Source organism: Vibrio sp. C8 (assembly GCF_054051265.1).
This window is the reverse complement of the sequence record NZ_JBPAOE010000044.1, coordinates 111,090-128,670: the sequence shown is the minus strand read 5'-3', so window position 1 is coordinate 128,670 and position 17,581 is coordinate 111,090. Positions and strand designations below refer to the sequence as shown.

Annotated in this window: 13 protein-coding genes and 1 pseudogene; 8 read left to right on the top strand and 6 right to left on the bottom strand. The window is 45.2% G+C overall.

From position 1 onward, the window contains the following. The first annotated feature begins 14 nt into the window (after positions 1-14). The 6 genes from ACRQQK_RS16085 to ACRQQK_RS16060 all read left to right on the top strand — a co-directional run bounded on the left by ACRQQK_RS16085 (position 15) and on the right by ACRQQK_RS16060 (position 9,810). Positions 15-1,010 carry an ABC transporter ATP-binding protein gene (locus tag ACRQQK_RS16085; RefSeq protein ID WP_042484453.1) on the top strand — a complete coding sequence of 332 codons (996 nt, stop codon included), beginning with the start codon at positions 15-17 and terminating at the stop codon, positions 1,008-1,010. Between the two features lie 125 nt (positions 1,011-1,135). Next, entirely contained in the window at positions 1,136-2,899 is a 1,764-nt protein-coding gene (locus ACRQQK_RS16080) for a glycoside hydrolase family 9 protein (RefSeq protein WP_457513029.1), read from the top strand. Beyond that, a complete protein-coding gene (locus ACRQQK_RS16075; RefSeq protein ID WP_171138233.1) occupies positions 2,892-3,767 on the top strand; it encodes an N-acetylglucosamine kinase in 876 nt (291 codons plus the stop codon). Before ACRQQK_RS16080 ends, ACRQQK_RS16075 begins: the two co-directional genes overlap by 8 nt. Positions 3,768-3,791: 24 nt before the next feature. After that, on the top strand, positions 3,792-5,705 hold the full coding sequence (locus tag ACRQQK_RS16070) for a beta-N-acetylhexosaminidase (protein WP_457513027.1): 1,914 nt from the start codon (positions 3,792-3,794) through the stop codon (positions 5,703-5,705). Positions 5,706-5,823: 118 nt separating this feature from the next. Continuing rightward, complete coding sequence (locus tag ACRQQK_RS16065; protein ID WP_457513025.1) at positions 5,824-8,226, top strand: GH36-type glycosyl hydrolase domain-containing protein; 2,403 nt, start codon at positions 5,824-5,826, stop codon at positions 8,224-8,226. A 171-nt stretch (positions 8,227-8,397) separates the two neighbouring features. Next, on the top strand, positions 8,398-9,810 hold the full coding sequence (locus ACRQQK_RS16060; protein WP_457513023.1) for a phosphoglucomutase/phosphomannomutase family protein: 1,413 nt from the start codon (positions 8,398-8,400) through the stop codon (positions 9,808-9,810). Positions 9,811-9,975: 165 nt separating this feature from the next. Here ACRQQK_RS16060 and ACRQQK_RS16055 read toward each other — a convergent pair whose 3' ends face one another. From ACRQQK_RS16055 to ACRQQK_RS16030, 6 genes are all read right to left on the bottom strand, one after another. Further along, entirely contained in the window at positions 9,976-11,004 is a 1,029-nt protein-coding gene (locus tag ACRQQK_RS16055; RefSeq protein WP_457513021.1) for an ABC transporter ATP-binding protein, read from the bottom strand. Further along, positions 11,004-12,629, bottom strand: a complete 1,626-nt coding sequence (locus ACRQQK_RS16050; RefSeq protein ID WP_457513019.1) for an ABC transporter permease — start codon at positions 12,627-12,629, stop codon at positions 11,004-11,006. Before ACRQQK_RS16050 ends, ACRQQK_RS16055 begins: the two co-directional genes overlap by 1 nt. A gap of 96 nt (positions 12,630-12,725) precedes the next feature. Beyond that, positions 12,726-13,739, bottom strand: coding sequence for a Fe(3+) ABC transporter substrate-binding protein (locus ACRQQK_RS16045; RefSeq protein WP_457513017.1), 1,014 nt, complete (start codon positions 13,737-13,739; stop codon positions 12,726-12,728). Between the two features lie 142 nt (positions 13,740-13,881). Then, positions 13,882-15,111: an ammonium transporter gene (locus tag ACRQQK_RS16040; protein WP_457513015.1), complete on the bottom strand. Its 1,230-nt coding sequence runs from the start codon at positions 15,109-15,111 to the stop codon at positions 13,882-13,884. Positions 15,112-15,136: 25 nt separating this feature from the next. Further along, on the bottom strand, positions 15,137-15,475 hold the full coding sequence (locus ACRQQK_RS16035; protein WP_102954171.1) for a P-II family nitrogen regulator: 339 nt from the start codon (positions 15,473-15,475) through the stop codon (positions 15,137-15,139). Between the two features lie 215 nt (positions 15,476-15,690). Then, entirely contained in the window at positions 15,691-16,062 is a 372-nt protein-coding gene (locus tag ACRQQK_RS16030) for a YacL family protein (RefSeq protein ID WP_188234374.1), read from the bottom strand. A gap of 69 nt (positions 16,063-16,131) precedes the next feature. On the opposite strand from ACRQQK_RS16030, the pseudogene ACRQQK_RS16025 reads away from it, so the two are divergent. Both ACRQQK_RS16025 and ACRQQK_RS16020 read left to right on the top strand, forming a co-directional pair. Beyond that, positions 16,132-16,269: pseudogene (locus ACRQQK_RS16025) on the top strand (sugar diacid recognition domain-containing protein); the annotation flags it as partial. A gap of 69 nt (positions 16,270-16,338) precedes the next feature. Next, positions 16,339-17,469 carry a glycerate kinase gene (locus ACRQQK_RS16020; RefSeq protein ID WP_457513013.1) on the top strand — a complete coding sequence of 377 codons (1,131 nt, stop codon included), beginning with the start codon at positions 16,339-16,341 and terminating at the stop codon, positions 17,467-17,469. The last annotated feature ends 112 nt before the right edge of the window (positions 17,470-17,581 follow it).

Sequence of the window (17,581 nt, the reverse complement as noted above, 5' to 3'; positions counted from 1 at the left end):
GGGTGGAAAGAAATATGAATATTCAAAACGAAAATCTATTAATTGAAGGGAAAAATCTGGTTAAAGACTTCCCGATCAACAGCAACACATTAAAGCAACCAATGATGCGTGCTATCAACGACGTGTCATTCAAGATGTACAAAAGCCGTGGACTTTCCGTGGTTGGCGAATCCGGTTCTGGTAAATCCACTACCGCTAAAATGATCGCCAAAATGTACGCTCCGACTTCAGGCAACATTGAGTACAAAGGTCGTGACATTCAAGAGATCAAATCTCGTTCAGACCTCATGCATTACCGCGAAGGCATACAAATGGTTTGGCAAGATCCGTTTGGCTCGCTAAACCCGACTCATACTATTTTCCACCATATAGCCCGCCCACTTTTGATTCATAAGAAAGTGAAATCGGGCAATAAGAAAGAGCTTCAAGAGCGAGTGTATGACCTGTTGGAACAGGTGGGCTTAATTCCACCAAAAGAAACGGCAGCGAAATACCCTCACCAGCTTTCAGGTGGCCAGCGTCAACGTGTCAACTTAGCACGTAACATCGCTGTTGGTGCTGAAGTTGTACTGGCTGATGAGCCAACTTCAATGCTTGACGTATCAATCCGTGCTGGTGTTTTAAACCTGATGGAAGAGATGAAGTTTGAGAAAAAAATGTCGCTTCTATATATCACTCACGACATCGCTACCGCTCGTTATATCGCGGAAGATCTGGCCGTTATGTATGTCGGCCACATGGTGGAATGGGGAGATACCGAGCAGATCATTCACGATCCGCAACACCCTTATACCCAGTTACTTGTATCCGCGGTTCCGGATCCAAAAAAATCGATTCACGAAAAACTAAAAGGCAACAAAGGTGAGATCCCGTTGTGGACACCCGCTTCGGTTGGCTGCCCGTTTGCTGGACGCTGTACTCACGCCACCAGCAAGTGCCGCGAGCAATTACCAGCAATAACCCAACTGGCAGATAACCACTTTGTCCGTTGCTATTTATACGAAAACTAAAAATTTAAGAAAACTAAGCGTTTAACAACAACTAATAGGCTCGCCTTCGTCTTGGGCGGACCTGATGTATTAAGAAGGCTCAGCGCTGCTAAGCAGTGCTGGTCAAAAGGCAACTGGAGACCTAAATGCAGTTACTGATCAACCACATTGGCTATGAAACATTTGGACCAAAGCAGGCGGTACTTTTGAGTGAAACCTCAGAACTACACTCTACTTTTGCTCAACTTGTTTGCAGTTATAGCCATAAAACTGTCGCTCAACTCACCGTTGAGCGACACGGTAAAGTGGCGAATTGGCATCACGGATATTTTCACCGTATCGACTTCTCCCAGTTTACTGGAGAAGGCAGCTTTTACTTACGTGTTGAAAACTCTCAATCTGAAAGTACGCAATCTGAAGTTTTTTCTATTGCTCAGGGTCTTCTGATGCAGCGCACTTTTTCAGACGTGCTGCATTATTTCAAGTCACAACGCTGTGGCGGAATCTTTGACAAGCAAGATAAGTCTGTACCTCTGTTAGGCACATCATCCACTGCCGATGTGCATGGTGGCTGGTACGACGCTTCAGGTGACGTTAGCAAATATTTAAGTCACCTTTCTTACGCTAACTATTTGAATCCACAACAAACCCCCATTGTGGTATGGAACCTATTCAAAGGGTTAGCGATTTTAGACCATCGCTCGGAGTTTGCTGCATTTTCTCGCACTCGCCTTAAGGAAGAGGCGTTGTTTGGTGCTGATTTCTTAGTTCGTATGCAGCACTCCGAGGGATTTTTTTATATGACGGTTTTCGACCAGTGGAGTAAGGACATTAAGCGCAGAGAGATCTGTGCCTATGAGACTCAGCAAGGTCACAAATCCAACGATTATCAAGCCGGCTTTCGTCAAGGTGGCGGAGTGGCAATAGCCGCGCTTGCGGCCGCTGCAAGATGCGATATTGATGGCGAATTCAGTCGTGAACAATATCTGGCTGCCGCAGAGAAAGGTTATTGGCATTTAAAAGAGTGCAATACCCGTTATCTCAATGACGGTGAAGAGAACATCATTGATGAATACTGCGCCCTACTCGCAGCATGCGAGTTGTATCGTTCAAGCAGTTCAAAACAAAAGTATTTGCAAGAAGCTCAAGCATGGGCTGAACGCTTGTGTGCAAGACAACACAACGATGAGAATCATCTTGGTTTCTGGTCTGCCAACAGCGATGGCAGTCGTCCTTACTATCACGCATCAGAAGCAGGGCTTCCTGTCATTGCTTTGTGCGAGTATCTGGATATTGAAACGAGCAAAGAGCAACTAGAAAGGGTTGGTACTGTCGTGGCTCAAGCCTGCCAGTTTGAACTGACAATTACTCAATCCGTTTGCAACCCGTTCGGCTACCCACGTCAATACGTTAAAGACGTGGATGGAGAAAAGCGTAGCTCATTCTTTATTTCACAAAACAACGAATCTGGCTATTGGTGGCAGGGCGAAAATGCCCGTCTGGCTTCGCTGGCAGCAATGGCTTATCAAGTACAACCGTACTTACAAGACCAAAAATTAAAAAACCAGTTGCTCAGCTTTGCACAAAATTCTCTTAACTGGGTTACAGGCTTAAACCCATACGACATGTGTATGCTCGACGGGCATGGACGCAACAATCCTGACTACTTACCTCACCTAGGCTTTTTCAATGCCAAGGGTGGTGTCTGCAATGGCATCACCGCAGGTTTTGATGATCCGCAGGGCATTGCGTTCAATCCTGAAAAACAGAAAGACGACATGATGCAAAACTGGCGCTGGGGAGAACAATGGATCCCACATGGTGCTTGGTACTTAATGGCAATTATGAGCCAGTTTGTGCACTTCAAGACAACCAGCTCTGCTCGGCTAAAGGAGCAAAGCTATGAGTAATTATTTCGTTGGCATTGATGGTGGCGGTACCTCTTGTCGAGCTCGCATTCGCGACATTGACGGCAACCTCATCGGTGAAGGCAAAAGTGGCAGCGCCAACATCCTGCTGGGTGTAGATATTGCGTTGCGTTCAATCACTGAAGCCATTCGCATTGCGGCAAAACAAGGTGGCTTGGATGAAACCTATTTACACAGAATGCATGTCGGCCTTGCTTTAGCGGGAGCGGAACAAAAGTCCGCATGGTTTGCTTTTATGCAGCAGCCTCACCCGTTCGCTTCTATCACCTTGAACACTGATGCCTACGGGGCCTGTCTCGGTGCTCATAACGGCGATGATGGTGCGATTATGATTGCCGGTACTGGCTCTTGTGGAATTTTACTCAAAGACGGCCAACAACATGTGGTTGGAGGCAGAGAATTTCCAATTTCAGACCAAGGCAGCGGTGCCATGATGGGACTGAGCCTGATTCAAAAAGTCATTCTGACTCAAGATGGCATTCGTCCTCATTCTCCTCTAAGTCAGCATGTCATGGAGCATTTTGATAACGATGTAGACCAGATTGTCGAATGGTCTAAATCGGCTTTACCTCGTGATTACGGACAGTTTTCTCCAGCCATTTTTTCTCATGCTCAACAACACGATCCTCTGGCGATTGAACTTCTTCAACAAACCGCTGCAGATATCGAAATGTTCCTCAATGCTTTACACCGCAAAGGGGCAGAGAAAATTTGTCTGATGGGCAGTATTGCAGAACGCATTTTGGATTGGCTATCTCCGCCCGTTCAACAATGGATTGTTACTCCTCAGTTCGACGCTATTGAGGGCGCACTGATGTTTGCTGGCAAACCAGCACACAATTTGTATTAAGAGAATTTGTATTAAGGGTTAATGATGAACTATCGAATTGACTTTGCGGTACTTTCTGAACAGAAAAATGATTGCCGTTTTGGCCTGACGCTACACAACTTAAGTGAGCAAGATCTAAGTGATTGGTCATTGCATTTCATCATGGATCGCTTTATCCAGCCTGACAGTGTCTCTAATGGCGAACTTCATCAGGTAGGCAGCTTCTGCAGTCTATTACCTCATCAAGCGGTATTGCCTGCTAATGGTCACTATTACTGTGAATTTCGCATAAAAACAGCACCGTTCCGCTTTTACAGTGACGGAATTAAAGAGGCGTTTGTACAGCTCAATCATACTGAAGCAACGGTTCGCTACGATGTCGCTGTCACTCCGATTGTTCTGGCTTCTCCGTATCAAGAACGTAGTGAGATCCCAGCGACAGAAGCCGCAGAGTTGTGTTTGATTCCTAAACCGAACAAGGTTGAAAAGCTGGCCGGACATTATGTTTTGGCATCCACCAGCCAGATCACACTGCACTCTGCTAACGCGGAACAAGCTGCCTCGTGGCTGCAACAAGAACTCAAACAGCTTTATGAGTTTGAACCTCAACCTATTGGCAATGCGGATATAGTCTACCAAAGCAACCCAATTCTGGATGAAGAACACTATCACCTGACCGTTAACTCCAAAGGCATACTCTTAGAAGCCAGCGGTCACGTGGGTTTTGTGCACGCTTCGGCGACACTGTTGCAACTCATTAAACGCACACAAGACGGTTTGGTTGTTCCGTGCGTCAAAATCAGCGATGCACCACGATTCAAATATCGCGGCATGATGCTCGACTGCGCTCGTCATTTTCATCCGGTTGAACGCGTAAAGCGTCTGATCAATCAGTTGGCTCACTACAAATTCAGTACTTTTCACTGGCATCTCACCGATGATGAAGGCTGGCGCATTGAGATCAAATCACTGCCTCAGCTTACCAATATCGGCGCTTGGCGTGGTGTAGACAAAGAGATTGGTCCTCAGTTCAGTACTGTCACCGATCAGCACGGTGGCTATTACACCCAAGAAGAGATCAAGCAAGTGATCGCTTTTGCCGAAGAGCGAGGAATCACAGTTATTCCAGAGATCGATATTCCGGGTCACTGTCGCGCTGCGATCCGTTCGCTGTCTGAATGGCTGTTAGATACTGAAGATCGCTCTAAATATCGCAGTATCCAAAACTATAGCGACAACGTTTTATCACCAGCCCTTCCTGAAACGTATCGCTTTTTGGATCTGGTTTTGGAAGAAGTCGCCGCTCTGTTCCCAAGTCACTTTTTCCATATCGGCGCTGATGAAGTCCCTGATGGCGTATGGATTAACAGCCCAAAATGTCAGGCGTTGATGGCAGAACATGGTTATGAAGATGCCAAAGAGCTGCAAGGTCACTTACTGCGCTACGTTGAGAAAAAATTACGTTCTTTAGGCAAACGTATGGTGGGCTGGGAAGAGGCGCAACATGGCAACAAAGTCAGTAAAGACACGGTTATCTATTCTTGGCTTTCGGAGCAAGCAGCACTGGACTGCGCCAAGCAAGGTTTTGATGTCATCTTGCAGCCGGGTCAGTACACCTATCTCGATATTGTTCAGGACTATGCGCCAGAAGAACCCGGTGTTGCCTGGGCTGGTGTCACACCATTGGAACGCGCATACAGCTACGAACCTTTGGCTGAAGTTCCTGCCGACCACCCGATTCGCAAACGCATCTTAGGCATGCAAAGCGCACTGTGGTGCGAAATTATCAATGACCAATCTCGTATGGACTACATGCTCTACCCTCGCCTCACCGCATTAGCGGAAGCTGGATGGACACAGAATTCATTACGTGACTGGCCTGATTATCTGGCTCGCCTCAAAGGGCACTTACCATTGCTGGACAAACAGGAGATCCACTATCGATCTCCTTGGAAATAACGTTATTCATTTTTGCCATTCCCATGCCAAGGCATGAGATGGAAGTAAGTACATATTCAAATTCGCTAGCATCGACATTGACTGCGTTATTCGCAGTGTTTAGAAAAAGGAAATCACCATGAAATACGGCTATTTCGATAACGATAATCGTGAATACGTCATCACAAGTCCAGACGTACCTGCGCCATGGACCAACTATTTGGGAACGGAAAAATTCTGCAGCGTTATCTCTCACAACGCAGGTGGTTACTCGTTTTATCACTCACCTGAGTACAACCGAGTCACCAAATTCCGTCCTAACTTTACCCAAGATCGTCCGGGTCACTATGTTTATCTGCGTGACGACGAAACTGGTGATTTCTGGTCTGTTTCTTGGCAGCCAGTATCAAAGAGTTTAGAACAAGCCAACTACGAAGTTCGCCACGGGTTGTCATACTCAAAATTTAAATGTGATTACAACGGTATTGCCGCAAGCAAAACGCTGTTTGTACCTAAAGGTGAAGATGCGGAAGTTTGGGATGTAGTGATTGAAAACACCTCTGATCGCCCTCGGACTATCAGTGCATTTAACTATGTAGAGTTCTCTTTCAGTCATATCGCTTCGGACAATCAGAACCATCAGATGTCGCTTTACTCTGCTGGTACAGACTACAACGATGGCGTTATTGAATACGATCTTTACTACAACACTGACGACTTCCTTGGTTACTACTACTTAACAGCAACGTTCGATGCTGACAGCTATGACGGCCAACGAGATACCTTCTTAGGCATGTACCGCGACGAAGCTAATCCAATCGCTGTTGAAAAGGGACAGTGCTCTAACCTCACGCAAACCTGCTACAACCACTGTGGTGCTTTGCATAAGCAATTCACACTACAACCGGGCGAAAAAGTACGCTTTGCGGTCATCCTTGGGGTCGGCAAAGGTAATGGCGAGAAACTTAGAGCTAAATATCAAGACCTAAGCGAAGTTGATAAAGCCTTTGCAGGCATCAAACAACACTGGGATGAGCGTTGCAACAAGTTCCAAGTGAAGTCTCCGAATGCAGGCTTAGATACTATGTTGAACGCTTGGACACTCTATCAAGCAGAAACCTGCGTGGTGTGGTCACGCTTCGCCTCTTTCATTGAAGTGGGTGGACGCACTGGCCTTGGCTATCGTGATACTGCGCAAGATGCGATTTCAGTACCGCATACGAACCCAGCGATGACTCGTAAGCGTTTAGTGGATCTTCTGCGTGGGCAAGTGAAAGCGGGCTATGGCTTGCACCTGTTCGATCCAGACTGGTTTGATCCAGAGAAAGCTGATGTAAAACCTTCAAAATCACCTACCGTCGTTCCAACACCTTCTGACGAAGATAAGATCCACGGCATTAAAGATACCTGTTCTGACGATCATCTATGGATAGTGCCAACCATTCTTAACTACGTAAAAGAGACGGGTGATTTCGGCTTTATTGATGAAGTGATCCCTTATGCTGATGGTGGTAACGCAACAGTTTACCAACACATGATGGCAGCTCTGGATTTCTCAGCCGAATACGTCGGACAAACGGGGATTTGTAAAGGCCTGCGCGCTGACTGGAACGACTGTCTGAACTTAGGCGGCGGTGAATCCGCAATGGTTTCTTTCCTTCATTTCTGGGCTTTGGAAGCATTCCTTGAATTAGCCAACTACCGCAACGATAGCGTGGCGCTAAGCAAATACCAAGCAATGGCTGACGGTGTACGCGATGCCTGTGAAACTCACTTATGGGATGGACAAGGAGAATGGTATATCCGTGGTCTCACCAAAGATGGCGACAAGATCGGCACCTTTGAACAGGTAGAAGGCAAAGTGCATCTTGAGTCCAACTCTCTGGCCGTTTTATCAGGCGCAGTTTCTCAAGAGCGCGGTGAAAAAGCCATGGATGCGGTCTACAAATACCTATTCTCACCATACGGCTTACACCTCAATGCGCCATCATTCGCAACGCCGAATGATGATATCGGTTTTGTGACTCGTGTTTATCAAGGCGTAAAAGAAAATGGCGCAATTTTCTCTCATCCAAACCCTTGGGCTTGGGTAGCTGAGGCGAAATTAGGTCGTGGTGACAGAGCGATGGAGTTCTATGACGCTCTTAACCCATATAACCAGAACGATATGATTGAGACTCGCGTTGCTGAGCCTTACTCCTATGTGCAGTTCATTATGGGACGCGATCATCAAGATCATGGTCGAGCAAACCACCCATGGTTAACCGGAACATCAGGCTGGGCTTACTATGCAGCGACCAACTACATCCTTGGTGTACGTACTGGCTTTGATTCTTTAATTGTTGACCCTTGTATTCCAACCTCATGGCCGGAATTTGAAGTGACTCGTCAATGGCGCGGCGCAACTTACCAAATCAAAGTGCTAAACCCGAATGGCGTAAGCAAAGGCGTTAAGTCAACAACGGTAAATGGCGAGCAGGTTGATGCAATCCACGCGCAACCACAAGGCAGCGTTAACCAAATCACTGTGGTAATGGGTTAATAAAAGTTAACTACGGAGAATCAGCGAACCAACATTGAACACAAACACGCCCTTCCTATCCATGGAGCTCCAACCGTGCCATCCATGGCACGTAGGGTTTGTTTATCAATGCTGGTTCACTGCCTTTTCTCTAAGGCGCTGCTTAGAGCGTCAATTCATGGAGAACAGAACATGATTCAATTTGGTACTGGTGGCTGGCGCGCATTTATTGGTGAAGAGTTCACCAAAGACAACGTACGTTTAGTAGCCCAAGCATTAGCCAACATCATCAATAGTGAAAATGTGGCAAATGAAGGTTTTGTAATTGGCTATGACCGCCGTTTCCTTTCCGACAAAGCCGCAAAATGGTTTGCAGAAGTGTTGGCAGGCAACGGAATTACCGTCAGTTTTATTGGCAAATTCGTGCCGACACCTGTGGTTATGTATAAGGCAAAGCAGCTCGACTGTGCTTACTCTGCGTGTATTACCGCCTCTCATAACCCAGCCGACTACAATGGTGTAAAAGTGTTTATTCGTGGTGGCCGCGATGCCGATGAAATCATCACGAAGAAGATAGAACAGCAGATCGCGACACTGATGTTAAGTGACGTTACATCCGTTGAATTTGATCAGGCAATTCTGGATAAACAGATTATTGCGATCAACCCAATGAATGAATTTGTCGATTCGATCATCGACTTTATTGACATTGAAGCGATCAAAAAAGCCAATTTACGCGTTTTAATCGATCCTATGTTTGGCGTGGCGAAAAATGCGCTGCAAACAGTATTGATCAATGGCCGCTGTGACGTGGATGTGATCAACGATGGCAAAAACCCAGATTTCGGTGGCTTGATGCCATCTCCAAACGCAACGACCTTGTATCGCTTGCAGCATCTGGTTAAAGATGAAGGCTACGATATTGGTATCGGCACAGATGGTGATGCTGACCGCCTTGGCATCATTGATGAGAAAGGTAACTTCATTCACCCTAATGAAGTACTGATGCTGCTGTATTACTACCTGCTTGAATACAAAGGCTGGAAAGGATCAGTGGTACGTAATATCGCCACTACACATCTGCTAGATAAAATCGCATCTGACCACAACGAAAAGAGCTTCGAGGTTCCCGTAGGCTTTAAGCATATTAGCTCACAAATGGAAGCCGATGATTCTCTGCTAGGCGGTGAAAGTTCCGGTGGTTTAACCATTCGCGGTCATATCAAAGGCAAAGATGGTGTATTTGCTTCCAGCTTACTGGTCGAAATGATCAGTGTAACCGGCAAGAAACTGTCTGAAATGCTGGACGAAATCTACGCTCGTTATGGCTACGCCTATACAGCTGAAGGTGACTGCAAATTTAGAGCTTCAGAGAAGCAAGCACTGTACAACAAGATTTATGTTGAAAAACAATTGCCAGATTTTGAATTTGAAATTGAAAAAGTCAGTTACGAAGATGGTGCGAAGGTTTACTTCAAAAATGGCGGTTGGGTCATTGCCCGCTTCTCAGGTACAGAACCTTTGCTGCGTATTTTCGCAGAGATGGAAGACAAACCTACCGCTGAGCGTGTTCTGCTACAAATGAAGACGTTTTTGTCTTTGTAAGAAATCCTAAAATAATCAAAGTGGTTATGATGAAGCAAACAGACAAGGGCATGAATGCCCTTGTCTAAGCGCACAGGAAGTCTTGAGCGGTTTGCGTAATCATATCCACTTTCATTCACCGCACATCTACAGTCAACAACACTACAACGTCAAATACGAAGAGGATCAGAAAGCGAGAATACCCTGCTCATCAATCTCCACTATTACTGTCTGCCCTACCGAAATAGCCTGAACTGAAGTCGCTAGAAGTTTAGTACCGTGCACATCAATCACGTAACGACAGTGGTCACCCATAAATTGCTGCTCTAGAACCGTTACTTCACCTTTATCTGAAGACCGAATCAATACTTGTTGAGGACGTAGCAATAGTTCACAGCCGCCGCCAACCTCAATTTCAGTCTGAACTTGCGCTTCCAAAGTTCCAAGAGCCGTATCAAACAGACCTTGTGTATTTCGAGTCGCTGGCAGATAGCTACCACCACCAAGAAAATCCGCAACAAACTTGCTTGAGGGCTGATAGTAGAGTTCTGAGGCGGTACCAAATTGTTCAATAACACCATGATTCATCACGGCCATTTTATCGGCAAAGGCAAAAGCTTCCTCTCTAGAGTGAGTGACGAAAATCGCTGTCACGCCCTGCTTTTTGAAGATTTTACGAATCTCTGCGATCAAATCGTGTCGTACTTGAGTATCGATATTGGAAAACGGTTCATCAAGTAAAAGAAGATCCGGCTTGTAAGCCAACGAACGCGCAATGGCAACGCGTTGCTGTTGTCCACCAGAAAGCTGATGAGGGTAACGATCACCAAATGAGCTAAGATGAACCAGTTCCAACATTTCCTGAACTTTGCTGTTACGTTCAGCCGCAGATAAAGTTCGCAACCCAAAGCCAACATTCTCTTCAACGGTTAGATGTGGAAATAGCGCGTAATCTTGGAAAATCATACCGATATTGCGTTTTTCCGGCGCAAGCCAGTTTGCTCCGTCATCAATAGTGACGCAATTCAAGCTCATGTACCCTGAAGTTAAAGGCAGTAGTCCAGCAATTGCTTTAAGCAGGGTTGTTTTGCCACAACCACTCGCCCCAAGTAGGCAAACAATCTCACCTTTATCGACTTCAAGCGATAGAGACTCCAGTACCGTTTGAGTGTCGTACTGACAAGTGAGGTCTTGGATGGAAAGTGCACAGCTCATCAGTGATTTTGCTCCAGAGAACGGTTAACAATTACAAGCGGGATTAAACCAACCAAAACCAATAATACGGCTGGCAATGCGGCAAGTTCTAAATGCTCATCAGAAGCATAGTTATAAACATAGGTAGCCAGTGTTTCAAAGTTAAATGGGCGTAGTAGCAGTGAAGCATTGAGTTCTTTCATCGACTCGATAAATACCAACAAACCAGCAATCAGAGCACCGCGGCGCACCAGTGGAAAATGCACACGCCACAACATGCTGTTTGCTTGACATCCCATTGTACGGGCAGCCATATCCAGCGATGGGGAGACTTTGTTTAGACTGCTTTCAATGCTGCCAATCGCAACCGCAGAGAAACGCACCAGCATGGCGAAAATAATCGCAAACATAGTGCCAGAGAATATCAGCCCCGGTCTGCCCCACTGCATCGCTTTAGCGATATCGTTGACTGTGTGGTCTAGCGTTAATACCGGAACCATTACGCCGATAGCGAGTACCGTTCCCGGAACCGCATATCCCATAGAAGATAAACGCATCAAAGCAACACTGACTCGATTCTGTTTTAGGCGAGTATAGAAATTAAGAACCAAAGCAACGGCAACAGCCACAATCGCCGCCGTTAGCGACACTTTCAAACTGTTAAACGCATATTGGCGAAATTCTTCAGTCCAGCTTTGCTCAAAGTAGGTATAAGCGTAACTGATCAGCTGCATTAGAGGAAAAATGAAAGCTGTTGCAACTAATCCCCAGCACCAGAACAGAGCAAGCCATTTTTTCCATCCGCTCAAAGAATAACGGAAATCTTCATGGCTATTAAACTGGGTTTGGTAGAGCTTCTGCTTGCGTCGGCTATAACGTTCAGCGCTAAGTAATAGCAACACTATCACCAACATAATGGCTGAAATTTTAGCGGCTGCATTAAGGTTGGAGTAGTTTAACCAAGTGTCATACACCGCAGTGGTCAGTGTACTGATAGCAAAGTAATTTACCGTACCGAAATCACCAATGGTCTCCATTGCCACCAGCGATAACGCGACTGCAATAGAAGGGCGAGCTAGAGGCAGAGATATGCGTCTAAAGCTTTCCCATGGCGTGCATTTGAGCAGTCGCGCCGACTGTAGTAGAGAAACGTTTTGTTCCATAAACGTTGCTCGGCACAATAAATAAACGTAAGGGTAAAGCACTAAAGCCAGCACAACGCTGGCTCCGGTTAAACTGCGGATATCAGGAAACCAATACTCTCCAGCTTGCCAACCGGTTAATTCTCTTAACCATACTTGTACAGGGCCAGCATAGTCAAACCAGCCAGTAAAAATATAACCAACGATATAGCCGGGAATCGCTAAAGGGAGCACTAAAGCCCATTGAAGAACTTTTTCTCCAGGAAGCCTACACATCGCCATAATCCATGCACTGGGTATCCCAAATAGCAGAGATAAAGCCATCACGCTGACGACAAGAACAATGGTATTTTGCGCATACGTAGGCATCACTGTTGTCATAAGATGAGCAAAGACGTCATCGGTGTGACCAACAGCGGTAAAAAATATAGCTAAGATCGGCAAAACCAGTAGTGCTGCCAGAACAACACTACTGGTTTTCCATATAAGATGTTTTTCTTTCATTGCCTATTTACAACAAGACAATTTGAGACGCATAAAAAGGAACAAAGACATCTCATATCGCTTTTAAAAGAAGGGGGAAATATTCCCCCTAACAAACTAAAGATCGAATTTTACTTCATCCAGCAGCTTGATAGCTACCGTATGATTGTCAGCAATTTCTTCTAAAGGTAGAGAATCAGACTTAAATTCACCCCAAGATGCTACAAGTTCAGAACGTTTTACGCCTGGCTTCACAGGGTATTCGAAGTTCACTTCAGCATACATATGCTGAGCTGTTTCACCCGTTAGGAATTCCATCAATTTCACAGCATTGTCACGGTTTGGAGCGTATTTAGCCATAGCCATACCACTCACGTTTACGTGTGTACCTTGTGCATTCTGCCCTGGGAAGTTGATGTATACCGATTCAGCCCAAGCTTTTTGTTCTTTATCTTCCAGCATTTTACCCAAGTAGTAGCTGTTGCCTAAAGAAAGATCGCATAGGCCTTCTTTAATTGCACGAACTTGATCACGGTCATTACCTTGAGGTTTACGAGCAAGGTTCGCTTTCAAACCTTCCAACCAAGTTTTAGTTTCAGCTTCGCCGTAGTTAGCAATCATAGATGCAACCAAAGCAATGTTGTATGGATGCTTACCGCTGCGAGTACAGATTTTACCTTTATACTCAGGCTTTGCTAAATCAAGGTAGTTAAAGTCGTCACCCAATTTGCCAACGCGATCACGTGACGAGTAAACACTACGAGTACGGATAGTTAACGCAAACCACTCTTCGTTACTATCACGGTATTGAGCAGGAATATTTTCATCAATCACTGAACTGTTAACTGGCTGAGTTAACTTCTTATCTGACAGTTCAAATAGACGGCTAAATTCAGAAGTCAGTACGATATCAGCAGGACTGTATTCACCTTCTTGCGCCAACTTCTCAGCAATACCTTCTTTTGCAAACTTCACGTTTACCTTAATACCGGTCTCTTTGGTGAACTCATTAAACATTGGTTCAATAAGGAAAGGCTGGCGGTAAGAGTAAACATTCACTTCCTCAGCTGCCATTACAGAAGGGGCTAAAGTGCTTAATGCTAGTGCAGAAAGGGTAAGCATCTTTTTCATCGTTCAAACCTAATATGTAGTGATAATGATAACGTTTTTTATTTACATAAATTATATTGACCATTTTTGCCGAAAACAATCGTAAAAAATAAAAAAACCTGCCACATGAGCAGGTTTTTTTCGACGAAGTTCTAAATATTAATTATTTAATGACTGAGAACTCTGGGTAAGCTTCAACACCACAGTCATGCATATCCATGCCTTCTAGTTCTTCTTCTTCAGAAACTCGGATACCCATTGTTGCTTTTAGGATACTCCAAACCACTAGGCTTGCTACGAACACCCAACCGAAGATAACGACTGCACCTAGAAGCTGAGAACCAAATGATGCATCTGAGTTGCTTAGTGGAACAACCATTAGGCCGAAGAAACCACACACACCGTGCACAGAGATAGCACCCACTGGATCATCGATTTTCAGTTTATCTAGAGCAATGATACTGAACACTACGATTGCGCCAGCAACCACACCGATTGCCACAGAGTATAGTGGTGATGGTGACAGTGGATCAGCAGTGATGGCAACTAGACCAGCTAACGCACCGTTGAGAACCATTGTTAGGTCAGCTTTGCCCCACGTTGTTTTACACACTAGTAGTGCTGCAATTGCACCCGCTGCTGCTGCTGCGTTAGTGTTTAGGAAGATTTTACCAACCGCTGTTGCGTTCTCGAAATCAGAAACCATCAACTGAGAACCGCCGTTGAAACCAAACCAACCGAACCACAGGATAAGTGTACCTAGAGTCGCAAGTGGCATGTTTGAACCTGGAATTGGGTAAACTTCACCATTCTTACCGTATTTACCTTTACGAGCACCTAGTAGGATAACGCCAGCTAGAGCTGCTGCTGCACCTGCCATGTGTACGATACCTGAACCTGCAAAGTCACTAAAACCAGCTTCAGATAGGAAGCCACCGCCCCAAGTCCAGTAACCTTCCATTGGGTAGATAAATGCTGTTAGAACGATAGAGAAAATTAGGAATGCCCATAACTTCATACGTTCAGCAACAGCACCTGATACTACAGACATTGAAGTTGCTACGAATACTACTTGGAAGAAGAAATCTGACTCTAGAGAGTGGTCAGCGCCTTCAGCTTGAGAACCGATTAGTGTACCGAATGATGGTAACCAACCCGCTTCAGCGTTATCTACGTACATGATGTTGTAACCAACGATTAAGTACATAGTGCACGCGATAGCATAAAGCACAAAGTTTTTGGTCAGAATTTCAGTGGTGTTTTTTGAACGAACCAGACCCGCTTCCAGCATTGCAAAACCTGCAGCCATCCACATTACTAGTGCGCCTGAAATTAAGAAGAAGAAAGTATCCAGTGCGTAGCGTAACTCCGCTACAGTTACTGACAGTTCCATAATAGTTGTCTCCAATCCCTGATTCTTAAAGTGCTTCTACGTCCATTTCGCCAGTGCGAATACGAACAGCTTGACTTAAGTCATAAACAAATATTTTTCCGTCACCAATTTTGCCTGTATGAGCAGCTTTGATGATTGCTTCAACAACACGATCTACGTTGTCTGCTTGTGTAGCGATTTCGATTTTTACCTTAGGTAGGAAATCCACTTGGTATTCCGCACCACGGTAAAGCTCTGTGTGACCTTTCTGACGACCGAAGCCTTTTACTTCTGATACTGTCATCCCTTCGATGCCAACATCAGCCAAAGCTTCGCGTACATCGTCAAGTTTGAATGGTTTGATGATTGCGTTTATGAGTTTCATCGCGTCCTCTCTGAAGCTGTAGTCCATTAACTCTTAATCCCATTCTAGTAATCCAAGGTACGTGCCAACTTTTCAACTTATTGATATATATAGAATTAGAGTGATATCAGTCCAAAAAAAAGAAAGGGCTGCACAAATATTGTGCAACCCTTTCCCAAAAATAATGCGCTTAAGCCATTCTTCACCACTTAAGTGCATACGATAAAAGTCAGTCATTAATAGTTTTGAATGAACTCACTCCACTGTCTCATCATTGATTCAAAATCTTCCAAACCACATTCTGCGGTGCTTTCACTATCGTAAAGCTCAAATTCGCTTTCAAACTCAATATCATGGCTGTAACCAAGCGCGTTATCTTGCACAGTCACTTCACTCCCCAACACCGAAAGTGAGATCTCTTTTCCTGCCAATTTCCACTCTTTTGCTGGACTTTGGTGCACTTGGTCGAGTAACGAAAACACTTGCTCAATCTTTGTGCGATCTTTACCAATCTCTTCCTGCAGCCAACGAGCTACTATCTGGTGCTCCATGTTGCAGCTAACGTAATACTCACCCATTAAGGTGTTTTTCGTAAATTCAAATTCCATGGGTTTCTCTATTAATAGCGAGATCAGGTACTATTATCGGCAAATTCGCATTCTAACGCCATTCTCAGCATGAAACTAAACGAAACTATCGCTCGCCAAATCGTTGAACGCACCATGAAAATCATTCCTTATTCCGTCAATGTTATGGATGAACAAGGAAGAATCATTGGTTCAGGAGAAACCAAGGCACTACATCTGCAGCAACATTGATTCAAGGTGTTACAGCCATGGCACTGGTTTACCTATTAAGCCTGATTTTACTGTAAGAGAGAGTTCATGAAGATAGTTATTGCACCTGATTCTTTTAAAGAAAGTTTGTCCGCAATGGAAGTGGCGACTGTTATTGAACAAGGATTTAAACAAGTCTTTCCTCACGCAGACTACGTCAAAGTACCGATGGCAGACGGTGGCGAAGGCACGGTGCAATCCTTGGTGGATGCAACGGGTGGCCGCATTATCGCTTGCCAAGTAACCGATCCACTGGGGCAACCTGTTGAAGGTTTTTATGGACTATTGGGTGACGGTGATACTGCCGTCATCGAAATGGCTGCGGCTTCCGGTTTACATTTGGTTCCTCAAGCAAGCCGAAATCCACTGTTCACAACCTCATACGGTACAGGTGAGTTGATTCTGGCTGCTTTGAATCACAACGTAAAACGCATCATTGTTGGGCTCGGTGGCAGCGCCACTAACGATGCTGGTCTAGGCATGTTACAAGCTTTAGGAGTTAAGTGTTTGGATGCGCAGGGTTTAGCTTTGCCAGCTGGTGGTTCTTCGCTAAACAAGCTTGCCACTATTGACCTTTCAACCTTGGATACTCGTCTTCAACAAGTTGAATTACTGGTTGCTTGCGATGTGGATAATCCACTATGTGGTGATCATGGTGCTTCTGCCGTATTCGGCCCGCAAAAAGGAGCTACGTCAGAGATGGTGAAAACTCTTGATCAGGCTTTAAAGCACTTTGCTGACGTGGTTAAAAAAGATCTTAATAAAGATATTTTGCATCTTTCTGGTGGCGGAGCTGCCGGTGGAATGGGCGCCACTTTAGTTGGAGTGTTGAACGCGGAGCTACAACCGGGCGTTGATATCGTTATTGAAGCGATAAAGCTTGATAGCTTGGTACAAGATGCCGATCTAGTGATCACAGGTGAAGGGCGCATCGATAGTCAGACCATACATGGGAAAACACCTATTGGTGTTGCACGTACAGCCAAACGTTATGGTAGAAAAGTCATCGCGATTGCAGGATGTTTTACACCTGACTATGGTGTGGTTCATGATCATGGTTTGGACGCAGTCTTCGCGATTGTTAACCGCTCTGTTGATCTTGATACTGCATTACAGGAGGCTGAACTTAACCTGCTGCAAACGTCAAGCAACATAGCTAGGTTGATCAAGCTCGCTTAACAATAGTAAGATTTCTCCAACAGCTAAAAAGCCACTTATTCAAGTGGCTTTTTTTACACATCGATAGGTGACCAACTTTATCACTACCATCTGCTTTGAACTGATAATAAAA

What these genes read in the sequence shown, in the direction of transcription:
- ACRQQK_RS16050 (WP_457513019.1), bottom strand. Translation starts at nt 12,629, where the DNA reads ATGAAAGAAAAACATCTTATATGGAAAACCAGTAGTGTTGTTCTGGCA.
- ACRQQK_RS16035 (WP_102954171.1), bottom strand. Translation starts at nt 15,475, where the DNA reads ATGAAACTCATAAACGCAATCATCAAACCATTCAAACTTGACGATGTA.
- ACRQQK_RS16060 (WP_457513023.1), top strand. Translation starts at nt 8,398, where the DNA reads ATGATTCAATTTGGTACTGGTGGCTGGCGCGCATTTATTGGTGAAGAG.
- ACRQQK_RS16070 (WP_457513027.1), top strand. Translation starts at nt 3,792, where the DNA reads ATGAACTATCGAATTGACTTTGCGGTACTTTCTGAACAGAAAAATGAT.
- ACRQQK_RS16045 (WP_457513017.1), bottom strand. Translation starts at nt 13,739, where the DNA reads ATGAAAAAGATGCTTACCCTTTCTGCACTAGCATTAAGCACTTTAGCC.
- ACRQQK_RS16040 (WP_457513015.1), bottom strand. Translation starts at nt 15,111, where the DNA reads ATGGAACTGTCAGTAACTGTAGCGGAGTTACGCTACGCACTGGATACT.
- ACRQQK_RS16055 (WP_457513021.1), bottom strand. Translation starts at nt 11,004, where the DNA reads ATGAGCTGTGCACTTTCCATCCAAGACCTCACTTGTCAGTACGACACT.
- ACRQQK_RS16065 (WP_457513025.1), top strand. Translation starts at nt 5,824, where the DNA reads ATGAAATACGGCTATTTCGATAACGATAATCGTGAATACGTCATCACA.
- ACRQQK_RS16075 (WP_171138233.1), top strand. Translation starts at nt 2,892, where the DNA reads ATGAGTAATTATTTCGTTGGCATTGATGGTGGCGGTACCTCTTGTCGA.
- ACRQQK_RS16085 (WP_042484453.1), top strand. Translation starts at nt 15, where the DNA reads ATGAATATTCAAAACGAAAATCTATTAATTGAAGGGAAAAATCTGGTT.
- ACRQQK_RS16020 (WP_457513013.1), top strand. Translation starts at nt 16,339, where the DNA reads ATGAAGATAGTTATTGCACCTGATTCTTTTAAAGAAAGTTTGTCCGCA.
- ACRQQK_RS16030 (WP_188234374.1), bottom strand. Translation starts at nt 16,062, where the DNA reads ATGGAATTTGAATTTACGAAAAACACCTTAATGGGTGAGTATTACGTT.
- ACRQQK_RS16080 (WP_457513029.1), top strand. Translation starts at nt 1,136, where the DNA reads ATGCAGTTACTGATCAACCACATTGGCTATGAAACATTTGGACCAAAG.